Annotated in this window: 22 protein-coding genes; 8 read left to right on the top strand and 14 right to left on the bottom strand. The window is 66.8% G+C overall.

Annotated elements, in window-relative coordinates:
- Nucleotides 1-8: 8 nt before the first annotated feature.
- From Pla108_RS04395 to Pla108_RS04375, 5 genes are all read right to left on the bottom strand, one after another.
- The gene (locus tag Pla108_RS04395; RefSeq protein ID WP_261342516.1) at nucleotides 9-1,172 is read right to left on the bottom strand and encodes a type II secretion system protein; all 1,164 of its coding nucleotides are present in this window, start codon (nucleotides 1,170-1,172) and stop codon (nucleotides 9-11) included.
- Between the two features lie 26 nt (nucleotides 1,173-1,198).
- Nucleotides 1,199-2,353, bottom strand: coding sequence for a type II secretion system protein (locus Pla108_RS04390; protein ID WP_197526233.1), 1,155 nt, complete (start codon nucleotides 2,351-2,353; stop codon nucleotides 1,199-1,201).
- Nucleotides 2,354-2,420: 67 nt separating this feature from the next.
- A complete protein-coding gene (locus tag Pla108_RS04385; RefSeq protein ID WP_146443384.1) occupies nucleotides 2,421-3,749 on the bottom strand; it encodes a type II secretion system F family protein in 1,329 nt (442 codons plus the stop codon).
- Between the two features lie 117 nt (nucleotides 3,750-3,866).
- Nucleotides 3,867-5,591, bottom strand: a complete 1,725-nt coding sequence (locus tag Pla108_RS04380; protein ID WP_146443380.1) for a GspE/PulE family protein — start codon at nucleotides 5,589-5,591, stop codon at nucleotides 3,867-3,869.
- Nucleotides 5,592-5,674: 83 nt separating this feature from the next.
- A complete protein-coding gene (locus Pla108_RS04375; RefSeq protein WP_146443378.1) occupies nucleotides 5,675-6,784 on the bottom strand; it encodes a type IV pilus twitching motility protein PilT in 1,110 nt (369 codons plus the stop codon).
- A 576-nt stretch (nucleotides 6,785-7,360) separates the two neighbouring features.
- Here Pla108_RS04375 and Pla108_RS04370 point away from each other — a divergent pair.
- On the top strand, nucleotides 7,361-8,602 hold the full coding sequence (locus Pla108_RS04370; protein WP_146443375.1) for a glycosyltransferase: 1,242 nt from the start codon (nucleotides 7,361-7,363) through the stop codon (nucleotides 8,600-8,602).
- A gap of 104 nt (nucleotides 8,603-8,706) precedes the next feature.
- Here the strand turns inward: Pla108_RS04370 and mtnA are convergent, their stop codons facing one another.
- Nucleotides 8,707-9,822 carry an S-methyl-5-thioribose-1-phosphate isomerase gene (gene mtnA, locus Pla108_RS04365; RefSeq protein ID WP_146443373.1) on the bottom strand — a complete coding sequence of 372 codons (1,116 nt, stop codon included), beginning with the start codon at nucleotides 9,820-9,822 and terminating at the stop codon, nucleotides 8,707-8,709.
- Between mtnA and Pla108_RS04360 the strand changes: the two genes are divergently transcribed.
- Nucleotides 9,821-10,795 carry an SDR family NAD(P)-dependent oxidoreductase gene (locus Pla108_RS04360; protein ID WP_231934283.1) on the top strand — a complete coding sequence of 325 codons (975 nt, stop codon included), beginning with the start codon at nucleotides 9,821-9,823 and terminating at the stop codon, nucleotides 10,793-10,795. The two genes, mtnA and Pla108_RS04360, sit on opposite strands and share 2 nt — an antisense overlap.
- 103 nt (nucleotides 10,796-10,898) lie before the next feature.
- Here the strand turns inward: Pla108_RS04360 and Pla108_RS04355 are convergent, their stop codons facing one another.
- Both Pla108_RS04355 and Pla108_RS04350 read right to left on the bottom strand, forming a co-directional pair.
- Entirely contained in the window at nucleotides 10,899-11,462 is a 564-nt protein-coding gene (locus Pla108_RS04355) for a hypothetical protein (protein ID WP_146443371.1), read from the bottom strand.
- 40 nt (nucleotides 11,463-11,502) lie between these two features.
- A complete protein-coding gene (locus Pla108_RS04350) occupies nucleotides 11,503-12,165 on the bottom strand; it encodes a DUF4339 domain-containing protein (protein ID WP_146443369.1) in 663 nt (220 codons plus the stop codon).
- Between the two features lie 320 nt (nucleotides 12,166-12,485).
- Here Pla108_RS04350 and Pla108_RS04345 point away from each other — a divergent pair, with 320 nt between their 5' ends.
- From Pla108_RS04345 to Pla108_RS04335, 3 genes are all read left to right on the top strand, one after another.
- On the top strand, nucleotides 12,486-13,121 hold the full coding sequence (locus Pla108_RS04345; protein ID WP_146443367.1) for an ATP-dependent Clp protease proteolytic subunit: 636 nt from the start codon (nucleotides 12,486-12,488) through the stop codon (nucleotides 13,119-13,121).
- A gap of 54 nt (nucleotides 13,122-13,175) precedes the next feature.
- Nucleotides 13,176-14,441: a hypothetical protein gene (locus tag Pla108_RS04340; protein ID WP_146443365.1), complete on the top strand. Its 1,266-nt coding sequence runs from the start codon at nucleotides 13,176-13,178 to the stop codon at nucleotides 14,439-14,441.
- A 383-nt stretch (nucleotides 14,442-14,824) separates the two neighbouring features.
- A complete protein-coding gene (locus Pla108_RS04335; protein WP_146443363.1) occupies nucleotides 14,825-15,466 on the top strand; it encodes a hypothetical protein in 642 nt (213 codons plus the stop codon).
- A gap of 40 nt (nucleotides 15,467-15,506) precedes the next feature.
- Here Pla108_RS04335 and Pla108_RS04330 read toward each other — a convergent pair whose 3' ends face one another.
- Both Pla108_RS04330 and Pla108_RS04325 read right to left on the bottom strand, forming a co-directional pair.
- Nucleotides 15,507-16,037: a hypothetical protein gene (locus Pla108_RS04330; protein WP_146443361.1), complete on the bottom strand. Its 531-nt coding sequence runs from the start codon at nucleotides 16,035-16,037 to the stop codon at nucleotides 15,507-15,509.
- 41 nt (nucleotides 16,038-16,078) lie between these two features.
- Nucleotides 16,079-16,762 (bottom strand): hypothetical protein, encoded by a 684-nt coding sequence (locus Pla108_RS04325; protein WP_146443359.1) that lies wholly within the window; start codon nucleotides 16,760-16,762, stop codon nucleotides 16,079-16,081.
- A gap of 444 nt (nucleotides 16,763-17,206) precedes the next feature.
- Between Pla108_RS04325 and Pla108_RS04320 the strand changes: the two genes are divergently transcribed.
- Nucleotides 17,207-18,007 carry an inositol monophosphatase family protein gene (locus Pla108_RS04320; RefSeq protein ID WP_197526232.1) on the top strand — a complete coding sequence of 267 codons (801 nt, stop codon included), beginning with the start codon at nucleotides 17,207-17,209 and terminating at the stop codon, nucleotides 18,005-18,007.
- A 93-nt stretch (nucleotides 18,008-18,100) separates the two neighbouring features.
- Here the strand turns inward: Pla108_RS04320 and Pla108_RS04315 are convergent, their stop codons facing one another.
- Together Pla108_RS04315 and Pla108_RS04310 are read right to left on the bottom strand one after the other, a co-directional pair.
- On the bottom strand, nucleotides 18,101-18,679 hold the full coding sequence (locus Pla108_RS04315) for a helix-turn-helix domain-containing protein (protein ID WP_146443355.1): 579 nt from the start codon (nucleotides 18,677-18,679) through the stop codon (nucleotides 18,101-18,103).
- Between the two features lie 338 nt (nucleotides 18,680-19,017).
- Nucleotides 19,018-19,668 carry a glycosyltransferase gene (locus Pla108_RS04310; protein WP_146443353.1) on the bottom strand — a complete coding sequence of 217 codons (651 nt, stop codon included), beginning with the start codon at nucleotides 19,666-19,668 and terminating at the stop codon, nucleotides 19,018-19,020.
- A gap of 230 nt (nucleotides 19,669-19,898) precedes the next feature.
- On the opposite strand from Pla108_RS04310, the gene hisI reads away from it, so the two are divergent.
- Together hisI and Pla108_RS04300 are read left to right on the top strand one after the other, a co-directional pair.
- On the top strand, nucleotides 19,899-20,297 hold the full coding sequence (gene hisI / locus Pla108_RS04305; RefSeq protein ID WP_146444429.1) for a phosphoribosyl-AMP cyclohydrolase: 399 nt from the start codon (nucleotides 19,899-19,901) through the stop codon (nucleotides 20,295-20,297).
- 43 nt (nucleotides 20,298-20,340) lie between these two features.
- On the top strand, nucleotides 20,341-20,805 hold the full coding sequence (locus tag Pla108_RS04300; protein ID WP_146443351.1) for a RidA family protein: 465 nt from the start codon (nucleotides 20,341-20,343) through the stop codon (nucleotides 20,803-20,805).
- Between the two features lie 33 nt (nucleotides 20,806-20,838).
- Here the strand turns inward: Pla108_RS04300 and Pla108_RS04295 are convergent, their stop codons facing one another.
- Nucleotides 20,839-22,077, bottom strand: coding sequence for a hypothetical protein (locus Pla108_RS04295; RefSeq protein ID WP_146443348.1), 1,239 nt, complete (start codon nucleotides 22,075-22,077; stop codon nucleotides 20,839-20,841).
- A 152-nt stretch (nucleotides 22,078-22,229) separates the two neighbouring features.
- Complete coding sequence (locus tag Pla108_RS04290; protein ID WP_197526231.1) at nucleotides 22,230-23,591, bottom strand: trypsin-like peptidase domain-containing protein; 1,362 nt, start codon at nucleotides 23,589-23,591, stop codon at nucleotides 22,230-22,232.
- Nucleotides 23,592-23,650 lie beyond the last annotated feature (59 nt).

Here is a 23,650-nt window from a genome sequence, read left to right as displayed (position 1 = left end):
TAAGTGGTTCAACGTTTACGGCTCAAGGCGCCGACGTTGTGGTTGTGGATGTTGTCGGCGTAGAGCTCGGAGTCGAGGTCGATTGCGAGGTCGGTTGGGTCGTCCGTCGCCTCACCCAAGTAGTTGCCGCTGCCAACGTCGTCGTAGGGGTCGAGACGCGGGATATACTCTGTGACTCCGTCTCCGTCGAACCTTATTCCGTACTCCTCGTCGCTGCCCGCCGAGATGATCAGCGGCTGCAGCCGCCACCCGCGGGCATTGGTGCGGTCGAGCTGGAAGATGTCGAACGGGTCGTGGTCGGCGAGGATCGCTTCGCCGACCGCGTTGGCGCCGATCTTTTGCTCAGTACGCCTCAGCGAGGCGACACTCAACTGCACGTCGGTGTCGAAGCCGGGCGCCCACCGCAGGAACGCGATCGGGTTCCCCCAGCCATCGACGAACTCCGGGGCGCCGTCGCCATCGGTGTCGTCGATGTCCGAATCTTTGAACAGGCCACGCGTCTCGCCGTCGCCCGTGGCGTTCATGATGATCAGGTAGAGGCACTCGGCCGATTCGTTCTCGACGATGTCGTCCCTTGTGTTAGGAAGATTGGTCTGCGTATTGATGTAGGCCGTAGCCGGCGCCGTCCGGTTCGGAACGATCGCGTTGTAGGCGCGGGCGTACACCGAATAGAGCGTCGGAGTCCTCTGGAGAAAGGCCCCCGCAGGACTCGTGGCGATCTCTCCCGGCGACACGGGCACCGCCGAGCCAACTATGTCACTCCAACGGTCTGGCATCTCGAGCTTCATCAGCTCCCGCAGACCGACAAGCCGGGCGGCCGCTTCTCGGTAGCTCGGGTCCAAGGCGGTGAAATCGATTCCCGTCACCACCGGATTGGCGTTGGCCGCCCAACTCGCGTTGAGCTCGACCCGCCGGTTGCGGTAACCGTCGTAACGTTCCATCAGCAGCGTGTGCAGCCGAGCCACGAGCGCTTTGGTGCGGGCGTCGCGGGCGGTCTCGGCGGCGACCGCCGCGGCGCCGAGCAGCAGCGCCGCGAGGATCGAGATGATCGTGATCGAGACCAGCAGTTCCACCAGGGTGAACGCCTGACGACGATGTGGGATGTGGGATGCGGGATGTTGGAAAAGGTGACGGCGCAGCGGTTCATGCGACGCTGGCTGCGCCCTTCCCACTTCCCACTTCCGACTTCCTACTTCGCTCACGGCTGGGCGTCCTCCAAGGTTCCGTCGCTGAAGTTCGTCAGCGTGTCGAGAAGCTCCAACTCCCAAGGGCCCCTTGGGTAAACGACATCGGGAGGCACCAGAGTCTTGGAAGTTGAGTCGCTAGTATCGATCCGCGGCGTGCCGGCCCATTCATCATCAACACCGGCGTGTAGGATCTGGAACTTGCCATTATTGGCGAACTGGTAAGGTAGCGTCGCCTGCGCGTTCTCAGCCAGCTTCTTAATGGCGTAGACGTCGAACAATGCTTCGAGCGACTCCTGCATGACGTCGGACTCGCTGAAGTCGCCGAGCGTCGCCGCGGGGGCGTCGTTCGTCCCCTGCACGCCGCTGCCGCGCGAGGCGTCAAAGTACAGGTAGGGCGACTGCGAGCCGGGCGCCCTCAGCACCCAGAAGTTGATCCGCCGGACGACGCTGCCGTCACGCGGATCGGCGAACTCGATGTGGCGGCTGTAGTTGGCCGGGAAGTAGTTGGTGTCGGGGTCACGCGGCCCGAGGTTCGGGAGGTCGATCCCGAGGCGCCAACCGCGGTCGGCGATCGGGTCGATCTCGTTGGGATTGCCACCTGTCAAGGGGTACGAAGGCCCCCCCGGTCCGCTGATCGGGTACTTCGGGTCGTCGCTAAAGCCGCCGACCCAGAAGACGAGCGCCTCGGCCGCCGTCATGCCGCCGGGCAGATTGGTCGCGTCGTTTGCTAGGTTGTTGTCGGTGCCGACCACCGGGCTATCCGGCGCCAAGACCGACAGGCCGACCAGCGCTTCAATCATCTGTGGCCTTTCGCGGTGACTCGGAAAGGCCCGCTGGAAGTGTTGTTTGAAGTCGGTGAGCACCGTCGCCTCGGCCAGCGGACCCGTCGTGCCATCGGTCTGGGTGTTTGGCGGGTAGCTGCCCGAGACGTTCTGGTAATCCTTCAGCGCGGCGTCGAGTTGGCCGATCTGCACCACGATGGTGGTCTGGTTCGCCTTCCGTAGCGCCGGTCCGATCGCCGCGACCAGCAGCGCCGCGAGGATGCCGATGATCGTGATCACGACCAGCAGTTCCACGAGCGTGAAGCCCGGCCGCCGGATTGCGGATTGCGGATTGCGGAACGCGGAATCACCGCGCGCAAGCCGCTTTGTTTCTTCAGTCCGCATCATCTCGTTCCTTCCGTTAAGAGCATTGCCCCGAGTTTTTTCCATTTCCTACTTCCGCCTTCCCACTTCAGGTGAGTCCTTCGATCAGCTTCACGAGCGGCAGGAAGAGCGACACGACGATAAAGCCGACCGCGCCGCCGAGGAAGATAACCAGCAGCGGCTCAAGCAGCTTGGTGAGCGAGTCGGTCCGGACCGCCACCATTTCGTCGTACACGTCGGCGATCTTGTAAAGCATGGTGTCGAGCTCGCCGGTCTCTTCGCCGACGTCGACCATGTTGACCACCAGGTCGTCGACGACGCGTTGGCGGAACTTCAGCAGATACAGCAACAGCCCGATCGGCCCGCCGACAAAGCAGAACCAGAACAGCGCCGCGACCGGGTGGAAGCCGGGCACCGAGTTTTCCTTCATCGGAGCGGCGATCGCCTCGCCCTCGCGGATCGCGTCGCTGATCTTCTGGAACATGTTCTCGAAGACCGCGTTGCCCGACGTGTCGCGGGTGATGTTGAGCGCCTCGAGGATCGGCACGCCCGACGCGATCAGCGTCCCCAGGGTCCGGGTGGTGCGGGCCAGGACGTTCTGCTCGATCAACGGGCCGAAGATCGGCACCTTGATGATGAACTGGTCCCAGCCGATGCGGCCGTGCTTGAACTTGCGGAGCAGCTTGATGAACAGCCAGACGCTGACCGGGACGCCTGGGATCAGGTACCAGTAGTTAACGGTCCATTCCGAAAACGCGACGAGGAACTCGGTCGCAATCGGCAAGTCGAGGCCGAAGTCGTCGAAGATTTCCCGGAACGCCGGGACGATAAAGATCATGATGAACGTGAGGATGCCCACCGCGACGGTGACGACCACCACCGGGTAAATCATCGCGCCTTTGATCTTACGCTTGAGCGACTCGGAACGTTCTTTGAAGTCGGCCAGACGCTGGAGAATGAGCTCGAGGGCGCCGCCCGCCTCGCCCGCCTTGATCATATTGACGTAGAGCCGGTCGAAGCACTTGGGGCTCTTGCTCATCGCCTCGGAGAGGGTCGAGCCGCCTTCGATCTCTTCGCAGGTGTCCTCGAGTGAGTACTTGAGCCGCCCCGGCTTGGCCTGCTCGGCGAGGATCCGGAGAGAGCGCAAGATCGGCAGGCCGGCGTCCTGGAGGATCGACAACTGCCGCGTGAAGGTGGTGAGGTCACGCGACTTGACCCCGCCGATAACGAGGCCACGATTCTTCTTCTTAGGACCGGCCGACTCGGACTTCTTGCGGATCTTCTTGACGTTGATCTTCGTGACGAAGTAGCCCATCTGGCGGATTGTCGCCTGGGCCTCTTCCTCGGTGGGCGCTTCGATAACGTCCTTGATCTCGGCGCCGGTGGCGTCCATCGCCTCGAATTGAAACGTCGGCATGGGAGTTTCCTTCGGAAACGGCTGTCAGCTATCAGCGGTCAGCTTTCGGTAACGATTTTGTCGGTAGCTCTTTTCTTCCGAGCTGACAGCTGATCGCTGACAGCTGAACGCTTCTTCTTACGCTTCCAGAACGGTCTCGCGGACGACTTCGTCAACGGTGGTGGTCCCTTCGTACATGGCGGCCATGCCGGCGGTGCGGAGGGTGACCATCCCCTCCTTCTCGGCGGCGTCGCGGAGCTCGCCGGTCTGGCAGTTTTCCATTATCATTTCGCGGAGGTTGTTCGTCATGATCATCAGCTCGAACAAACCGACGCGGCCCTTGTAGCCGGTGTTGTTGCAGATCTCGCACCCGCCGCCACGGTAGAACTTCTTGCCCTTGACGTCGTCGGCCGTGAGGTCGAGGTCGGCCAGCAGTTCGCTCGAGGGGTGGTACTCCTCTTTGCAGTTCTTGCAGATCCGCCGCACCAGCCGCTGGGCGAGGATCGCCTCGACCGTCGCCGTGATGAGGAACGTCGGCACGCCCATGTCCTTCAGACGCGTGATCGTGCTCGGCGCGTCGTTGGTGTGGAGGGTGCTGAACACGAGGTGACCGGTCAGCGAAGCCTGGACGGCGATCTCGGCCGTCTCAAGGTCGCGGATCTCGCCGACGAGGATCTTGTCGGGGTCCTGGCGGAGGATCGCCCGCAGGCACGCGCCGAACGTGTTGCCGATCGCCGCGTCGATCGGCACCTGGACGATGCCATCGATGTCGTACTCGACCGGGTCCTCGGTCGTGATCAGCTTGTCCTCGATCGTGTTCAGCTCCGACAGAGCCGAGTAGAGCGTCGTGGTCTTGCCCGAGCCCGTCGGGCCGGTCACCAACACGATGCCGTTGGGCTTGATGATCGCTTTGCGGAACAGGTCCATGTTGGCCTGATTCATGCCGACGTTATTCAGGCTCAGGTTCACGACCGAGCGGTCGAGCACCCGCATAACGACCGACTCGCCGAACATCGTCGGCAGCACCGACACGCGCAGGTCGACCGGGTGGCCGCCGACGGTGAGCTCGATGCGGCCGTCCTGCGGCATGCGGCGTTCGGCGATGTCGAGGTTCGCCATGACCTTGATGCGGGTCGTGATCGCAAAGGCCAAGTGCCGCGGCGGCGGGACCATTTCGTACAGCACGCCGTCCGCCTTGATGCGGATGCGGAACTCGTCCTCGAAGGGCTCGAAGTGGAGGTCCGACGCGTGGTCCTTGATCGCCATCAAGAGGACCATGTTGAGGAGCTTGCGGACCGGCGCGCTGTCGGCGAGGGCCTCGACGCTCGTCAGGTCGATCGGGCCTTCTTTATCGAGGGCGGCCGCGGCGGCGGCGAGCTCGGTGTCGTTCTCGAGCCCCTCGACGATCGATTCGACGCTGTCGGTGTTCTCGCCGTAGTAGCGTTCCAGCGCGGCGTTGATGCTCGACTCGCTGGAGGCCATCACCTTGATGTTGTGGCCGAGGAACGTCCGCAACTCGTCCTGCACCGACAGGTTCTGCGGGTCGGCCATGGCGACCGACAGCGTGCCGGCGTCCTCGTCGAAGTCGATGGGGATGACGCGGTACATCTGGGCCATCGGGCCCGAGACCAGCGCCAGCACCTCCTTCTTGATCTTCACCTCGTGGGGCGAGACCACCTCCAGCAGCATCTGCTCGGCGACGGCCTGGGTGAGCTTCTCCTCATCGATCAGGCCCATGTCCATCGCGACGCGGCCGATCAGCAGCCCGGGCTGCTGTTTCTGCTCGTCGACGAGCAGGTCGAGCTGCTCGTCGTCGATGTAGCCCATATCGACCATCACTTGGCCGAGCCGTCGCATCGCCATATCAGAATCGAGAGTTGCAGGAGGGGGGAATTCGTCGGTTGGTTAAGTCATGCTGAGCCCCCGGCGCGAGCCGGCGGGAGGCGTCAGTCGTCTTCTTCGTCTTGCGCGAAGGGGTCGCCGTCGCTCTTGTCGAACGCCGCCATGCGGGCGGCGAGTTCCTCGGGCGAGTTGCATTTGCCGAGGGCGTCTTCTTTGGTGACCAAGCCGTTGCAGTAGTGCTCGTAGATGTGGTCGTCCAAGAGCTGCATCCCCTTCTTCTTGCCGGTTTGAATGGCCGAGGTGATGCGGAAGATCTTGTTCTCGCGGATCAGGTTGGCGATGCCGGCGTCAACCACCAGCACCTCGAACGCCGCGACGCGGCCGCCGCCCACCTTCTTCAGCAGTTGCTGCGACAGGATCCCCAGAATGGCGGTCGCCAACTGCGTGCGGATTTGGTCCTGCTGGTTGGTCGGGAAGACGTCGATGATGCGGTTGATCGTCCCGGCGGCGCTGCTGGTGTGGAGCGTGCCGAACACGATGTGGCCCGTTTCCGCCGCGGTGATGGCCGCTTCGATCGTCTCGAGGTCCCGCATCTCGCCGACGAGGATCACGTCGGGGTCCTGCCGCAGGGCGCGGCGGATCGCCTCGGAGAAGCTCGTGACGTCGGTGCCGACCTCACGCTGGTTGATCGTCGACTTCTTGTGGTTGTGCTGGAACTCGATCGGGTCTTCGATCGTGATGATGTGGTGATCGACGTTGTCGTTCAGGTAGTCGATCATCGCCGCAAGCGACGTTGACTTGCCCGAACCCGTTGGCCCCGTCACCAGCACCAACCCACGCGGCCGCTGGATCATCGACTTGAAGATCTCGGGCAGCTTCAGCTGATCCATCGTGTAGAGGTCGACCGGGATCTGCCGGAGGACCATCGCCACCTTGCCGCGTTGGCGGAAGACCGACACACGGAAGCGGGCCTGGTCGCCGAAGGCGAAGCCGAAGTCGGTGCTGCCGGTCTCCTGGAACTCTTGTTGGCAGCGGTCGGGCGTGATGCTTTTCATGAGGCCCATCGTGTCGGCCTCGTCGAGCACCTTGGTCTTGAGCTTCTGCATGCGGCCGCTGAGGCGCAGCACGGGGGGCTGGCCGACGGTGATATGCAGGTCGCTCGCGCCCTGCTTCACCACCGCCGAGAGCAGCTTGTCGATAAGGATCGTGCCCATGCCGCTGTGTCTTCGCCGCTAAAGGTCGCCGGATAACCGGGGGATAAGCCGGGGAAACGCTCGAAGGGCGCAGCACGCCCTACCAAGTGCAGTTTAACAACAAACGGCGGCTCCGGCCCGCACCTTGGGGCATTACGCCCGGTTGGTGAGGAACGCATCGTCCGCTTGGCCCGGAGCTTGCCCGCACCGGGAAAAGACGGCCGTGGGGCCGCCGGCGGGCCTAGCGATCGTCGCTCCCGGTCCTCCGGGGCACGGGGCAACCGGGGCAGGGGCGACGGCTCGAGAGGCTCTGTTCCTGTGCCGACGGGGGCCAGCCACCGGCAGCCACATTATCTGCTCCTCGCCTCGATCGCACAAGTTTTTTGCAGGCTTGGAGTTACCGCACCGGGCAATCGGCTCCCCCGGCCCGCCTGGCGCGGCCCCGACAACCGGCGCCACCCGCGCCAGCCGGCCTTCCAGCGACCCCGGGCCGAATTGTGAGCTAGGGTTTTTTTCGGACGACCCCACGTCGCTGCGCGACGCCACGTCCCCCCTCCTCACGCCCTCCCTCCTCTCCTCGCGACTCCCGGCCGAGCCATGTCGCTCTCCGTTGCCTCCTCGGCGCCGACCTTGGCGCCCCCGCCCGAAATTGCGCCGGTGGGCCCTGTGGCCCCCGCCGCTCCCCTGGCGGCCGAACCGCCTCGCGGCGTCGCAAGACCGACCGTCCGGGTGCTGCACGTCGTCAACGGTGAGCACTACTCGGGCGCCGAGCGGGTCCAGGACCTGCTTGGGATGGCCCTGCCGTCGTTCGGCTACTCGGTGGCGTTTGCGAGCCTCAAGCCGGGCAAGTTCGGCGACCACCGGCGGTCGGTCGCGTGCCCGCTGCACGAGGTCGAGATGCGGGGCCGCTGGAACCTGGGGGTCGCCCGCCGCCTCGCGAAGCTGGTCCGCCAAGAGGACTACTCCCTGCTGCACGCCCACACGCCCCGCTCGCTGCTGGTGGCTTATCTGGCCTCGCGTCTGGCCGGGGTGCCGCTCGTCTACCACGTCCACAGCCCGGCGAGCCGCGACTCGACGCGCCGGCTGGCGAACTGGAGCAACCACTTCCTCGAGCGCGGCTGCGCCAACCGGGCCGACCAGTTGGTCACGGTGTCGCCGACGCTGACCAACCATATGCGGACGATGGGGGTCTCGCCCGACAAGCTGCGTTGTGTGCTGAACGGCGTCCCGCCTCTCACCGAGGAGGAAGCCCGCCGGCGGCGGAAGCCGATCGCCCCCTACACGGTGGCGATGGTCGCCCTGTTCCGCCCGCGGAAGGGGGTCGAGGTGCTGATCGACGCGCTCGCCAACCTGCGGTCGCGGGAGCTCGATGTCCATCTCGAAGCGATCGGGCCGTTCGAGTCCGCTGAGTATGAGGACCACATCCGCAGCCGCGTCAAAAAGCTCGGCCTCGAGGAGCACATCCACTGGACCGGCTTTACAGACAACGTCCCCGCCGCCCTGGCGCGGGCCGACGCGCTGGCGCTGCCGAGCCTGTTCGGCGAGGGGCTGCCGATGGTGGTCCTCGAGGCGATGGCCGCCGGCCTGCCGGTGGTCGCCACCCGATGTGAAGGGACGACCGAGGCGATCCTCCACCGCGAGACCGGCTTCCTCGTCGAACCGGGCAGCGTCAGCCAACTCGCCGACGCCCTCGAAGAGCTCTTCAACGGCGAGACCGACTACCCGCTGATGTCGCTGCTGGCCCGCGAACGCCACCTCGACCACTTCAGCGACCAAGCGATGGCCCGCAGCCTCGCGGGCGTCTACGACGGCGTCCTCCGTCAGTGGGCGAAGAAATAGGCCAACAACAAGTAGGCCGGAACCAGCGCAGCACAGGTCCGGCAGAACCCGGGATCAAGCTTCCTCTTAACGGCACGCCGGACCTGCGCTTCGCTGGTTCCGGCCTACGATTGCGTCGATTCAGGATCCACCATCGCGCGGACCGCCTCCTCCGACACGGGCTCGATCACCCCGCGCTCGGTGATGATCGCCGTGATCAGTTCGGCGGGCGTCACGTCGAACGCGGGGTTGTCGACTTCCACTCCCTCGGGCGCCGTGCGGCGTCCGAAGGCTTCGGTGATCTCTTCGGGGGCCCGCTGCTCGATCGGGATCTCGTCGCCGGAGGTGATCGACAGATCAAACGTCGTCGTGGGGGCCGCCACATAGAACGGCACGCCGTGGTGTTTGGCCTGCACCGCGAGGCCGTACGTCCCGATCTTGTTGGCCGTGTCGCCGCGGGCCGTGATGCGGTCGGCGCCGACGATGACCGCCTGGGCCTTGCCGTCGCGCAGCAGCGGGGCGGCCATCGAGTCGCAGATCAGCGTCACGTGAACGCCCCGTTCCATCAGCTCCCAAGCCGTGAGTCGAGCGCCTTGCAGCAGGGGCCGCGTCTCGTCGGCGTAGACGTGGGGCTGCATCCCCCGCTCGTTGAGGGCGAATAGCACCGCGAGCGCCGTGCCGTCGCCGCCGGTAGCGAGCATGCCGGTATTACAGTGCGTGACGATCCCCATGGTGGGGCCAAGAGTCTCCAGCAGGTCGGCGCCGTAGCGGCCAATGGCGGCGCATTGGGCGCGGTCCGCCTCGTGGATCGCCACGGCCTCGGCCAGCAGCCGCTCCGCCACCCGACCGGCCGAGGGCTCTTCACCAACCGTCGCGATGACGCCGCGCATCCGGTCGAGGGCCCAGAACAGGTTCACCGCCGTCGGGCGGCTGGTCGCCAAGTGGTCGCACGCCGCCAAAGCCGCCCGGCAACCCTGTTCGGCCGTCTTGGGCGAGTCGCCGCTGCCGAGCATCTTCTCGTCGCGGGCGCCGAGGACCACGCCGTAGGCGGCGGCGATCCCGATGGCGGGCGCCCCGCGGACGGCGAGCCGCTTGATCGCCTGCCAGACATCCTCGACCGAGTCGCAATTAACGAAGGTCACCTCGTTGGGGAGCCGCGTCTGGTCGAGCAGCGTCAGGAAGCCGTCGCCGGCGCCGGTCCAGCTGAGGGTCTCGAAGCCATCGGAGTTGTTTCGATTCATGGCGGTTGTTCTGCTGCTGTTGCTTGTCACCAAGGCGGGTCGGGCGAGCCGGCGACGCAAGTCGCCGGAGGCTGTCCGGCTAGTCGGTGTGAGTTGTTTGGGTTCCGCCCCCTTGATGGTCTACACTAACGCCATGCTGGCCGATCCGCTCCCCCCGACTCTCGCCCGGCAGGTTGCCTTAGTAACCGGCGGCGCTCGGCGTGTCGGCAAAGCGATCGCGATTGAGCTCGCCCGCCGCGGCGCCCGCGTCGCGATCCACGCCAACTCCTCAATCGACGAGGCGAACGAGCTCGGCGCCCTGCTACAAGAGCGCTACGGGACCGATGTCGGCGCGTTCCAAGCCGAACTAACCGACGAGGGCGTCGCCGAGGACCTCGTGCACCGGGTCGCCCGACACTTCGCTTGCACCGGCGACGCGTGCGACGAGCATGCCGGGGCGCTCGATATACTCATCAACTGCGCGGCGATCTGGCCCGAGACTCCGTTCGAGGACTTTGGGGCCGAGGACGTTCGGAAGTGCCTCGACGTCAACACAGTCGCGCCGTTGCTGCTGGCCAAGCACGCCGGCCTCTGGATGGCGGGCCAGGAGTCCGGAGGCGTCATCATCAACCTCGGCGACGCCGCCACCGGGCCCGACGGCAAGCCGTACCGCGACTACCCGGCGTACCACCCGTCGAAGGCCGCGATCCCCGGCATGACGCGGATGCTCGCCGTCGAACTGTCGCGACGGAACAAACGGGTGCGCGTCAACGCGGTGCTCCCCGGCCCCGTGATCTGTCAGCACCTGCCCGGCGAGCCCGAAGAGCCCGAGGAACGGAAGGACCACGCCCGCTACCAAGCGATGATCCGCACCGACGATCTCGGCGGCTATGGCAAGGCCGAGCACGTCGCCCATGCGGTGGCGATGCTCGTCGAGAACCCGTTCATGACGGGCGTCGTCTTGCCGGTCGATGGCGGTGGCCGGCTTCGTTGACGCTTCGCCAGGGCAACCCACGGCTAGCGCCGACGGCTAAGCAGGGAGCCCTCTTTGAGCCGCAGGCGCCAGCCTCGGGCGCCTACCGAACTGCTCCGCCGCGTCACTCGCCGGACTTCCGCAGTGTTGGAACCATGGCTTGAAACCGCTCAACCGCCGGTTCGACGGTGGCGGCGGGGCCGATCAGCTTGAAAAAGTAGTTCCCCTCGCCCTTGGTCTCGACGATCGCGCCGACCAGACGGTAATCGGGTCGCGGCGTCTTGGGGCCAAACGGGCCGCGGAGGCTCTCGAGGTAGGTCCCGGCAACGTCGATCAGCGTGATCTCCATACCGCCGGACTGCTGCTTCTCGACCTTGGCCGACTGCCGGTCGGCGCCCCCTTCGGTCCCCTGGAACTGGCCGACCCAGCGGGCGAGGTTCGCATCGACGCTGCCGCCGGCCGCCATGACGGTCAGCCGCGCCGGCCCGGCGTCACTGCCGCTCGGGGCGGGGACGGCGATCTCGTGCTCGATGATCCGGTTGGCGGGGGTGACCGACTCCCAGTCGGCCGGCGCGTCGAAAACCAGAGCGCCCTCCGCGACCTCGATCGCCCGGGTCGCGGCCTCGTCGGCGCGGGTCGACGACGTCACGGCGCCTAGGGCGACGACAAGCAGCAGGCGAGCAATCACGGCGGAACTCCGGCGCAGAGGTGCGAGGGGATCAGTTGCGTCAGTTGGGAATCACGGGGGCGCCGGCCGGCGGGCCGCTCATCATCAACCCTACCAGCAGTAGGGCGAGGACCAAGCAAACCAACCCCAAGGCAATCGAAAAGTTCCGCCGCTGCCGCGCCTGTTGGCGGCGGCGGACGGAGTAGGCGCTGGTGGCGACCGTCGGCTTCTCGATGCCCGGCGCCGCAGGGCTCGCTGCGGGGGCGGCGGTCGCCGTTGGCGGGGGCGGAAGGGTCACACCCGCCGCGGGCAGGGGGGGTGGTTCGGTCGCTTCGGGCAGCGGCGCCGGCAGCTCGGCGCCCGCCGCGTCGGCCCGCCGCCACTCGGGCCAGCCGGTCCGCCACACCAAGGTGTCGCCCGTCACCCGGCCCGCCTCGATCCATTGGGCGAAAACCATCGGCACGGTCGGGCCGAACTGCTGGCCGTCGGGGCGGGCCATCCGCCACTCGACCGCTTCGCTGGGGGCCGGTGGAGCGGCGGGCGGCGGGCTCGCGGCCGGTCGATCCTTGACGGGAACGCTAGCACCCGGAGGGACGACGGGCACCGGCCCCGCCGCCGGCACCAGGAACTCGGCCTGACAAGTCGGGCAGGTCCCGGACTTGCCGGCCAGCTTGTCTTTCACACGCAGGGCGTGGCCGTTCGGGCAGACGCAGTGGATCGGCATAGCGGGCGGGGTTGGGTTGCAACGGACACCGGGTCAGATTACGCGGTTCAGGCGGCTTTTGCCGCCCCCTCCCCTATTTTGACCGCAGTTTCACCCAACCAAAACTGGTGCCGCCCGGACTTCTTCCCTAGACTGCAACTTGCGCCCTGCGGCAATCGGTCGGGGCGAGGGCCGGCGAATCGAGGGCCGGGTTCAACGCTTTTCCACCGTCCCCGTTTGCTTTTGGCGTTCGCCGCTACCCCACCGCGGGCGCGACCCGCCAACTACTCACTGCTCGGTTTAGACAAGCAACACGTCGAGAGACAGCAAGAGTCACCGCCATGAGCTCACCCTCCCAAGACAACTTCGAGTCCGACGACGCCCCCCTCGAGATCTCGATGGTCGGCGACCTCACCGACTCGGAAAGCGACCTCACCGACCGCCTCCTCGGCGTCGCTCCGGGCGAGGAATGCACCATCTATTTCGACTCGCCCGGCGGGAGCCCTTACTGTGCGATGTCGCTGATGTCGCTCATCAAGCTCCGCCGCATCAAGGCGACCGGCATCGTCACCGGCGAGTGCTCTAGCGCCACGCTCTGGCCCTTCGCCGCCTGCGAACGCCGCATCGTCACCCCGTACAGCGTGCTGCTGTTCCACCCGATGCGGTGGCAGAGCGAAGAGAACGTCGGCCTCGCCGAGGCGGCCGAATGGGCCCGCCACTTCGGCGACCTCGAGCGTCAGATGGACGAGCTGCTCGCCCAGATGTTCGGCGTCGAAACCAAGCTGATGGACGAGTGGATCAACCCCGGCAAGTACGTTTCGGGTCGTGAGATCGCCGCCGCCGGCATCGCCGAGCTGGTCGAGTTCGACGACCTGGCGAAGCTCTGCCCAACCAACACGCCCGACCTGCGCGTCGCCGACCCCGGTTCGGGCGCCCGGCAGAAGAGCCGCCGGCCCGCCGCCCGGCGCAACAACTAGCGTGTGAACGGCTGCTGAATAACCATCGACGGCACGAGCAAGGAGGCTCCCGACATGATCGCGTCGTCAAGCCGTCACCCGCTCCTTCTGCTGGGCCTCCCGCTGTGCCTCCTACTCGCCCTGGCGAGTGGTTGCAGCGGTCCGAGTTTCGAGGACCAAATCCTCGCTCTCGCCACGCCAACCGGCGCCCTCGCGTCGGTCGATCCCCAATTGCCGCCGCTCATCAAAGCGGTCGAGCAACAGCGGGGGCTTCCCCTGCAGCTCGCCGGGCCGACGCTCGAGTCGTCCGACTCCAACGCGGCAGTCTCCCTCACAACCATCGGCGCGCCGCGGCAACGCGTCGAGCTGCTGACGGCGACGGCGACGCTCCTCGATCCGGCCACCGAACCGTTGGCGCGGGAAGCGTTCGTCAAGGCGTACGGACCGCTGGTGGAGCAAGCCGCGGCGGCGGTCGATCGGCCCCGCTGCCGGTTCTCGGTCGGCCACCAGTTCGGCTTCTTCGCCACGATGAGCTACCTCGACGACGCCGCGCTCGGCGTCCGGCTGCTTCTCGTCCGGGCGCTCGACGCCGGCGATAAGAAAGAGACCGCGGCCGCGCTCGCCGACGTGCTCCGGGCGCTGCGGCTGAGTCACTGGCTCGCCGACGTGCGGCGGGTCGAGGCCCGGGTGCAAGCCGCCACGCTGCGGGCCGAGTCGCTGGCGGTCGCCGCGGAGTTGCTCGAGGCGGGCGTCCTGCGGCACTACGAGGCCGAGCAGATTTACGCGGCTCTGCGTGATCACGTCACCGACTGGCCGACCGACGAGCGGATGCTCCTCGGCGAACGCGCGACGATCATCCACGCCTACGAGGCGATCCGCGCCGGGATGCTCAGCCGGCTCGTCACGCTTTACGAGCGGAAGCAGCTGCAATCAACGGGGCGGATGGACAACCTCGACAACGCGACGCCCGCCGAGATCGACGCCGACGAGGCCCGTTACCTCCGCGCCATGCAGCGGCTCATCAACGCCGCCGCGGCGCCCTACCCGGAACGCCTAGAGTCGATCGCCGCGGCGATGGACGAGATCAACAGCGTGCCGACGCTGTTCGCCGCGACGCTCTTCACCGAGGACCTACCGTCGGCGATCCGCACCGCCGCCGAGGACCGCGGCCACGTCGAGGCGTGGGCCATCGCCCTGGCCCTCGCCGCGGACCTCAAACCGCCGCCATACCGCGTCAGCCCCGTCACCGGCGAGCCGTACCAAGTCGAGCGTGAAGCGAACTCCGTGACCGTGTCGCACGGCGAGGCGCCGCCGGTAAGCCTCGGTGTGTTGCTGAAGTGAATCAGCGGGCTGATCGACGCGGGCGTTATCGTTTGGTAAGCGACAGTCCCGGTAACTGGACGCGAGGTCCTTCCAACCATCCCTGCTCGGCATGGCTAAGGTGTCGGCCTCGGGTGAATGGCCTCTCGGGGTTTAGAACCGAACCGGCGGTGTGTCCCGAGGCTCGATTCGCCGCCAGGTAGCTAGGGTTCTTATCGATCGGTTCAGGCCAACGCGAAGTTGGTCGCCGGTGGATTCCGCCTTTTATTTCTTGTTCGCTGATGCAGGAAACGGCTACAGTGCGGCTGCCCACGGAGGGTCGCCTGCCTATCGATCTCTCCGTGGCTTGTCGGACGATCTGCCGCCACCTGTATTTCGAAAAAGCCCTTGTCACGGAGCGACTCATGAAGCGGAAAATCGGGGTAGTGGGCCCCTTCTTATCACAAGCCATCCTGGCGATGGGCCTGCTGTCGACAGCGCCAGTTTGCGCGACGAGCCTTGTCTTCAACGTCCTCTACACGGGGAACGACGTGGCGACGCTCGTCCCAGGGAGTGACGACCCGGATGGCGCTTCTCTCGCACCGGGCGATGATTTTTTGTGGACCATCACGGCGGACAATAGCAGCTATTGGTTAGTTGAGGTCTCGGACGACTACTTCCCGCTGATGGCGTTCGCCGCCGACCCGTCGGCTGTCCGGACCGGCGACTTTGACTTGGTGCTCCGTAACGACGGAATGGAGGTTTTCACTCTGAGTGAAACGTCCGTTGAAACTCAAGAGGTTCATGTCGGAACCAATGGAGTCACCCTAACGGCCGGCCTCGCCTTCGATGAGATGGAGCTCCACTACACGCTCACCTCGTCGGAAGACCTCACCGCGGGCGATCCAACCGACACGGTTTTGACCGGCCTACTGCCGATCTTCGGCGCCCCGGAAATGAACCAGTTCTCGCCCGGCATCGCCCTGGTCCCCGAGCCAGCGACCTTCTGGCTGACAATGACCCCGCTGCTCTGCGTACGCCGCCGCGCAGAGCGGACGCGCCTTTAGAGTCGTCAACAGAGCCGTTGCTGGGGCGCCCGGTCCGCCTTCACGACCCTGCTAACCGACTCAGCAAGGTGTATCCCGCCGCGACGACCGCGACGATCGTCGAGAAGGCGAACAGGTCGCGAAGCCCGAATCGCCAACGCGGGTGGGGGCGCAGGACCACCGCCAGCGCCGTGGCAAACAGCAGGACAAACCAGTGCGGCAGCGTCACGTGGCGTTCGTAGTGGACGCGCCCGTCTCGGGAGGTGGCGAGAGTCTTGCCCAAGCGAAACGAGAACGGCTGCGGTTCGATGATGCTCCCGCTGTACCCGCGTGCCCGATCCTGTCCTTCAAGCTTCTTCTCGGCCCCCACCGTTTTGGCGACGAGTCGCGCATGGCCGCCAACGAAGGTCACGTCGCTGCAGCGTTCGCTGAGGTGGAGTAGTCCGCGCCAAGAGCTCAGCTCGCATCGAGTCCGTCCCCTAACCAACCACAGGGCGTCGCTCGCCGCGTAGCTGTGAATCCAGATCGCGGCGATCGCAAAGGCGACCATGAGGCCGGCGTAAGAACCGATCGTTCTCAGGCGATGTCGCATGGATAGCTCCGGCGGCCTTGAGAAGCGGACGGGCCCTTCGCTCAAGTCGTCAGCGGCAGCGGATCGTCGGCTAGATCGGCGATCGCTTCGCTCACCGCCGGATTGCTCACTCCGGCAGGGAGCACAATTGCCGCGACGCGGAGGCGGCGGATGACGCCCTTCTCGAGAAACGGGGGCGAGAGGCTTAGCACGCAACCGTCGTCGCTCGCCGCCGCCTCGCACTCGGCGGCGTCGGTCGGGTGGGGAGCGATGATCAGCGTGGCGTTCGGCAGGTCGAAGCGGCAGGCGTCGCCCGAAACCGTCGGCGCCGTGGCCTGCGACACGCCGAGCGTCAACACGGGGCTCGTGTCGAGCAGGTCGGTTTGCAGCGAGAGGCTAAGCGTCGCCGCGACGCCGCCCCCCGCGACCGGCTTGGCGGACCAGTAGAGCTGGGTGCGGAACGGGAACCCTTCGGTCGGCGGGTGCGTGCTGACGTAGTCACCGCCCCGGACGTAGGTCTCGCTCGCCGGCGCCAAGGGGCCCGCCGGGGTGGTCACCGAGAAAAGCGTCGCCGCGAGCGCAACGCCATCGAACGACACGTCACGGAGCCCCGCCGCGGGATCGCCGGTCGGCAGCGCGGCGCGGAAGGGGCCGCAGCGAAGCAGGGCAAGGCCATCCGATAAATCACCGCTGGAAGAAGCGTCACCCGTGGCGGCTTCACTTAGCCAACTCGCCGACTCGCCCATTCGCTCAATCCGTTTATCGAAGAGCCCGTTTTATCGAAGAGCCTGCTGAGGACGGCGGAGGAACGCCGCGAGGCAATAAAAAAACCCCGCCGCACACCCGAGGGTGCAACGACGGGGCCGGAACAGAGAAGAGGCCGTCGCTACGGAACCGGGGATGATCAGGATTAGGCAATCGCCTCCCGCCAACAGCGGGGATAATCCTTAGCACCGGTCTCTCCTGAACCAAGCGTTATCCTAACAAGGCTGAAACCAGTGTCCAGCGATTTGTTACGCGGCGTTCTTAAAACGATCGAAATGTCTGGAAAAGAGTGTCGGTCAGCAAAGCGGCGCGGCCGCTGCACGACCCCGGCGCTTGACCGCGAGGCCGCTACCCGTGAGCGTAAAGCAAGCGTTCCTGGCGGTTTACGCCGCCATCCCCCGACCCGCTCCGAGCCCGCTACCGCCATGCCCGCCGCCGACGCCCCGCTCGACCCCCCGGCGCTCCGCCGGCTCGCCGTCCAGGCCGCCCAGGCGGGGGGCGCGACGCTGCTGGCGTACCGCGACAAGTTCACCATGCGGGAAAAAGGCCCGGCCGACCTCGTCACGGACGCCGACCTGGCGTCGCAGAAGGCGGTGCGCGAGGTGCTGCTGTCGGCCCGGCCCGGCGACGCCTTTGTCGGCGAAGAGAGCCCCAAAGCCGAGCAGGGCGAGCACCAGGGGCGGCTCTGCTGGATCGTCGACCCGCTCGACGGGACGACGAACTACGTCCACGGCTTTCCAATGTTCGCGACCAGCGTCGGCGTGGTGCTCGACGGGGAAATCATCGCCGGCGCTGTCTTCGACCCGGTCCGGGGCGAGATGTTCTCCGCCTCGAAAGGGGGCGGCGCGTTCCTCGGTGACGAACCGATCCACGTCACCGACGCGATGGCGCTCGGCGACGCCCTCGTCGCGGTCAGCCTGCCGCCGCGCGTCGAGCCCGGTTCGCCCGACTTGGCGGCGTTCATCGCCGTCGTGCAAGCCAGCCGCGCTGTCCGGCGGACCGGCTCGGCTGCACTCAACCTGGCCTACGTCGCCGCGGGAAGGATGGACGCCCACTGGGCCTTCTCGATCCACCCGTGGGACGCCGCCGCCGGTGTGCTGCTCTGCCTCGAAGCGGGCGCCGCTGTCACCGACTGCTACGGCCGGCCCTACGACGTCTGGAAAGCGGACTACCTCGTCGCAGCGACCGAGGCCCTGCACCACGCCGTGCTGAGCCGGCTGGGTTAGGGCGCCGGCTGGATTAGCGACCTGGGTGGCTTAGCGACCTGGCTGGGCGACCACGCCGCTCGTCGTAGTCAGCCGCCGGTGGCGTCTCGGGGATCAGTGCAACCCGTCGCGGGCGAAGGAGGTCGGCACAATGTCCTCGGCGATGCGGCCGAGCTCGTCCTGCGTGCGGCGCTGCCCGACCGAGTGCCAGGCGCCAACGTCCTGCAGCTCGGGCATCACCTCGAGGACCTGCTGCTCGAGCATCTGCGCCATGCGGGTCGCCGCGGGGGTCGCCTTGAGCTCTTCGAGCGCCTTGACGGTCTTCATCAACCGTAACCACTTGGCCCGCTTGAGGACCGGCTCGCTGAGCGGGGCGTCGTTGTCGACCAACAGATCGATTAGCGGGACCTCGAGGGCCTTCTGCCAGCGGGCGAGCTGCGAGAGCGTCAGGTCGGTGTCGGGCCGCTCCTCACGACGCACCAGCTCCATCGAGACCCCCATCCGCCGGGCGGCGCTGCGGACCGAGACGCCCTGCTGCTGGCGGACCTCGGCGACACGGTGATGACGCACCGGTCGGCGTGGGGCGCCGCTGTTGCGATCGGTCGACGGGGTCGACGCGGTCGTTGGTAACGACGCTCCCCCGGGGGTCGGCATGAAGTGCGAATTCATCACGAAATCGTCGGCAACACTCATGGTCTGCCTCCTACCCTTTCCGGTTCCGCGTTACGAAGAAGAGGTCTTGAAGCGTGGCCCGCGGAGCAGCACACGTCTCTCGCCGTCGCGGTGAATCCTAGAAGGGCCCCGCGCGGCGTCAAGCGGCGTAAGTCGTTGTGAAAAAAGAGCTTACGGATGCAATAAAAGGCGCGGGGCAGAATGCCACAACCACGCCGGGGCCCGAGTGGCGGTACGGGACCCCGTGTTCAGAAATGCAACGCGCGGCTGTATGAAAACAGCGCGGCGAAATTTTTGTCAATCTTTTTGCCAGAAGAGAGGCGACGTCCCCGCGCAGGCGACTCTCGCCGCTGCGGCCGTCACTCTCCCCGGGCGAAATCGCTGATCGAACCGAGCACGTTGGCCCGCGGCAGGTTGGGGATCACGCCCAGCCCCCGCTTGGTGGGACGGGGTCGCGACGCGTCGTCGGCCCGTTGGTTGTCGTCCAGCATCGCGGCCTCGGCGACGGGGACGGCCGCCGCGGCGGGCGCCGGCTCGGCCGTGTTGACCCGCTGGAATCCCCACAAACGCCGGTGCGCCGCTTCCATCGCCGGCTGCGTGATCGACGGCCGGCGGAGGTCGGCGAACGACACACCGTGTTGACCCCCTTGGGCGTCGCGGACCGCGCCGAGGACCTGCTGCTGGCGCCAGATGAGCCGCAGCTGGTCCGGGTTCACGCGGGACGAGCCGTCGTGGACAATGACCACTTCCGAGCGGATGCTGGCGCGCACCTCGCGGAGCGATTCCTGCAGCGACTGACGGCGCGAACGGCGTAGCACCCGCACCTGTCGGAACTCTCGGGAGAGATCTGTCGCGGTCTCAAACGAGTCGTCGGTCGAGGCGTCATCGACGATCAGCACCTCCACGTCGGTCGTCAGCTCGGCGGCCGCTTCGAGCACGTCGATGACGTCACGGCGGAGTGACCGCTCGGCGTTGTGGATTGGCAGAACGACGGTGAGGGAGGATGGCACGTCGCGGGCTCCGACGGGAGGACGGGGTTTGCTAGCATGGGGATCGGCGACCTCTCCCCCGAAAGTCGAACCAGAACGCTAGTCTTCCGATTGCACCTGACTTTGCCGATCGGGTCGATCGAGCCGGCGGGGACGATCGGCCGGCTTGCTCCGCCGACGACGGTCGTGAGCCATCGGTCCCCACCACGGACGAGGACCACCCCGCTGTGAACCCACGAGACGACCAACCGATGACGGCGACCCCTGACCTCCCGACCGGACCCGCCTTCGCCGACGACGAGGCCCTGTTGCCGGCGATCGCCCAGGACGCGGCGACCGGCCGAGTCCTCATGCTCGCCTACATGAACCGCCAGGCGTACGAAGAGACGCTCCGCACCGGGCGGGCGGTCTATTACAGCCGCAGCCGCAAAGGCTTGTGGCGTAAGGGAGACACCAGCGGCCACCACCAGCAGGTCCGCCGCGTCTTGGTCGATTGCGACCGCGACACGATCCTCCTGGAGGTCGAACAACTCGGGCCGGGGGCTTGCCACAACGGCTACGAGAGCTGCTTCTATCGCGAGGCGGACGCCGCCGGCCTCCGCGTCATCGCCGAGCCAACCTTCGACCCCAAAAAAACGTACGGCGTTTGAACCGCCGCTTGCCAACTCACTTCAACTTCCCTGCGTCGCCGCCATGTCTATTGAACAACGTCTCGAATCGCTCGGCCTATCGCTCCCCGCAGCGCCGCAGGTGCTCGGACTTTATAAGCCGGTGCTGGTGGTCGACGGGCTCGCCTACACGTCGGGCCACGGTCCGCTCAAGGCGGAGGGGGGCTTTGTGTGTGGCCGACTAGGAGAGGATCTCGAGATCGAGGCGGGCGCCGACGCCGCGCGGCTGGTCGGGCTCGCGATGCTCGCGTCGCTCAAGGCGGAGCTCGGCAGCCTCGACCGCGTCGGCCGTCTCGTCCGCACGTTGGGGCTAGTCAACTCGGCGCCCGATTTCCAGGGGCATCCGGCCGTCATCAACGGGTTTAGCGAGTTGATGAAACAGGTCCTCGGCGACGAGGCGGGCGTTGGCGCCCGCAGCGCTTTTGGCGCCGCCGCCCTGCCGGCGGGCTGGGCTGTCGAAATCGAGGCCGTCTTCCAGCTCACCGATTGAGTCGCGCGGTCGCTGCGCCGGCCTGGAACTGGCTTACAGGGCCAGCTCGACCGTCTTGGCGGCGACCTCTACCTGTCCCTCAGGAATCGCCGTGGGGAACGCGCCGTCGTGGTGGAACGTCCGGTTGACGCCGACACGCATCGACTCCTCAAGCGCCCCGTTCAGCTGATCGACGAGCTTGTCGCGCTCGTCACCTTGGTGGGCGTCGGCGATCGCGCAGGTGATCGTCACCTTGTGCTCAACCCCGCCGAGCGTGAACTGCGTGGCTTCCACTTGCTGACGGAGTTGCTCCACCCGCTTGGAGGCGGCTTCAAACGAGTCGCCGTTGAGCAGAATCAACGCCGGCCGGCCGGGGACGAGCACCTGGTCCTCGGCGAGCAGTTCTTTGGCGATGCCGGCGACCGCGCGCTCGGCCGCGAGGGTCAGCTTGTCGTTCCCCTCGGCGTCGGCGATAGGATCGACGCGCACAGCGGCCAGATGGTTTACCGATTCGGACTCGGCCGCATCTAGCAACGCCTCGAGTTGCTCGAAGAGGTCGTCGATCCCGGCGAAGGTCGCGTCGATCTCGCCGTCGAGAGCAACGGCTTCCGCCGCTGGCGGCGTCGGCTTCGGGACCGCGGAGACCGCTTCCTTCTCGGCCTCGATCGCGGCGTCGCGCAACGCGCCCGACTTCTCAACCAGCTTCTTCCGCGCGGCCTCTTCTTCGAACCCGCCCTCGATAAGACCGTCGATCTCGCTGCTGATGGCGGCGACTTCCGACGCGCCGTGCGAAACGGCGTCACGGGTTGCTGAGGCCTCCTGGTCGCCCGCCGCGCCGAGCTCGTCGAGCTGCTTGAGGGCTTCCTCGGTCTCTTCGAGATAGTTGTGATTGACCTTTTGTAGGTTCGTCGCGCTCTGCTCGAACTTCACGGCGTCTTGCTCCGCGAGTTTGAGTTCGACGTTCGCCGCGGTGAGTTGCTCGCGGAAAGCCGAGAGGCTCGCAATCACGTCAACGGCCTTCGCCTTCGGCTTCGCGGGCGCCGAAGCGGGCTCGGCGGGGACGCCCGTGGCGGCCGCCGGGGCGACTGCCTGCACCGGCGCGGCAGGAGCCTGCGTTGGGGCGGCGACTGGCGCCGGGCGGGTGAGCGGCTCGGCGTCATCGACCTCGGCGATCACCGGCTTGGCGGCGCGAGTCGGCATCATCGCGAATAGCGAGCGGATCGTCAGCCCCGCGCCGAGCGCATACCCAACCGCAAGGTTCATCGTGGCGACGAAAAAGACGAACAGCAGCATCGGAGCGCTCGGTCGCTGGAGAGGGAATCCCTACTTCAGCCGCAAACGTAGGCCATCCAGCCGCGCTCTTTCACGCCCTGCATAAGGCCGCGGGTCGCCAATGTGCAAATATCGACGCCCGCGACGGTTGTTCCGGTTGTGCCGCCAGAAAACTAGCGGGTTGTCCCCAGCCTGCGGAGGGCAGAGACAAATTCCGGCGAGGCGGAGTCGAGCGTCAGGACCTCGGTCCGCCCCCCCGCCGTGTCGGGCCGGATCAGCACCACCACCTCCGCCCGTTCGCCACGGGAGACAATCTCGCTGAGCGTCGCCTGCTCGGCGGTGGTGAGCGCCCCTTGGCCGGACATTGGGTCTTGGCCGCGGATGACGGGCGTCCGCTGAATCGGCGTGAGCTCGGGAGTGGTCATAGCGGCGGGCGTCGCGGGAACGACCGGCGGCGCCGAGGCGACGACAGGCGCCGCAACCGCGGGCTGGGGGTTGCGGTACAAATCGGTCAAGCCGATGCGGTCGAGCTGCGCGTGGATCGAGGCCAGGCCGGCGTAGATCCCCTCGTTGGCGGACTCGTCGGCGAAGTTGCAGACGCCAACGAGTTCGCCGGTGTCGCTAAACAAGCCGCCGCCGCTGCGTCCTTGGATCGGGGCGCCGGCCGCCTCGATGTTCGCGGGACCGTCGTAGCGATTGAGGTCAACGATCTGGCTGTCACGCACGGTCGGGTCGGCCCCGAGGTCGCAGCCGACGCTACGGACGACCGCGCCGATACGCAGGTCGCCGGGCGACGCCGCCACCGGCGCTGTCGGCACGACCCCACTGGGGCGGATCGCGACGAGCGCCACGTCGGCGTCGAAGTCGTGGCTGATGAGTTGCCCGTCGACCCGCTCGGCGACACGGAGCGTGCCGGTCGCGGTGTCGAACAGCTCGATGGTCATCCGCCCGGACGGGTCGATCGGGCGGCCGTCGGCGCCGCGGAATAGGTGGGCGCAGGTGACGATCAGCGCTTCGCCGCTGCGGGCGTCGATCACCGTGCCGGTGCCGAACGAGCGGCCCGCGTCGTCGACAATCGTCAGGCGGACCGAACGCGAAAGCAGCTTGGCGGCCGTCGCATTGGGGACGGCGCCCGCGGTGGGGGCGGCGGCGAATGTGTTGTCACGCCCCGAGGTCGCGGCGAATCCCGGCGTCGGTTGCTCGAAGCCCCGAGGCTTGGCGGACCGCACCAACTGCGCGAGTTGTTCGTAGCTGGTCGCACCGACGACGCGGCCGACTTCGCGGCCATCGGCGACCGCGATGAACGTCGGGTAGCTATCGACGCGCATCTGCGCGGTGAGCTGCGGCTCGCGGGAGCCATCGACCCGGCGGACCCGGACCCCTTCGGCTTCCAAGCGTTCGACCGTCGGCGCCATGGCGCGGCACGGCCCGCAGGTGGGCAGGTAGAAGTCGAGCAGCTCGACTTGCTGGGCGGACGCAACCGCTGCAAAGGCAGCGAGCGTGGCGAATGTAAAAACGAACCTTCGAGTGACCATCCGCATCCCTCCTTGGACGACGTGGTCTGGCGGCGAGTGAGTGGACCGACCACCACGAG

It is taken from the genome of Botrimarina colliarenosi (assembly GCF_007859955.1).
GTDB lineage: Bacteria > Planctomycetota > Planctomycetia > Pirellulales > Lacipirellulaceae > Botrimarina > Botrimarina colliarenosi.
Note: the sequence above shows the minus strand (reverse complement) of the source record. Positions and strands in the feature narration are given on the sequence as shown.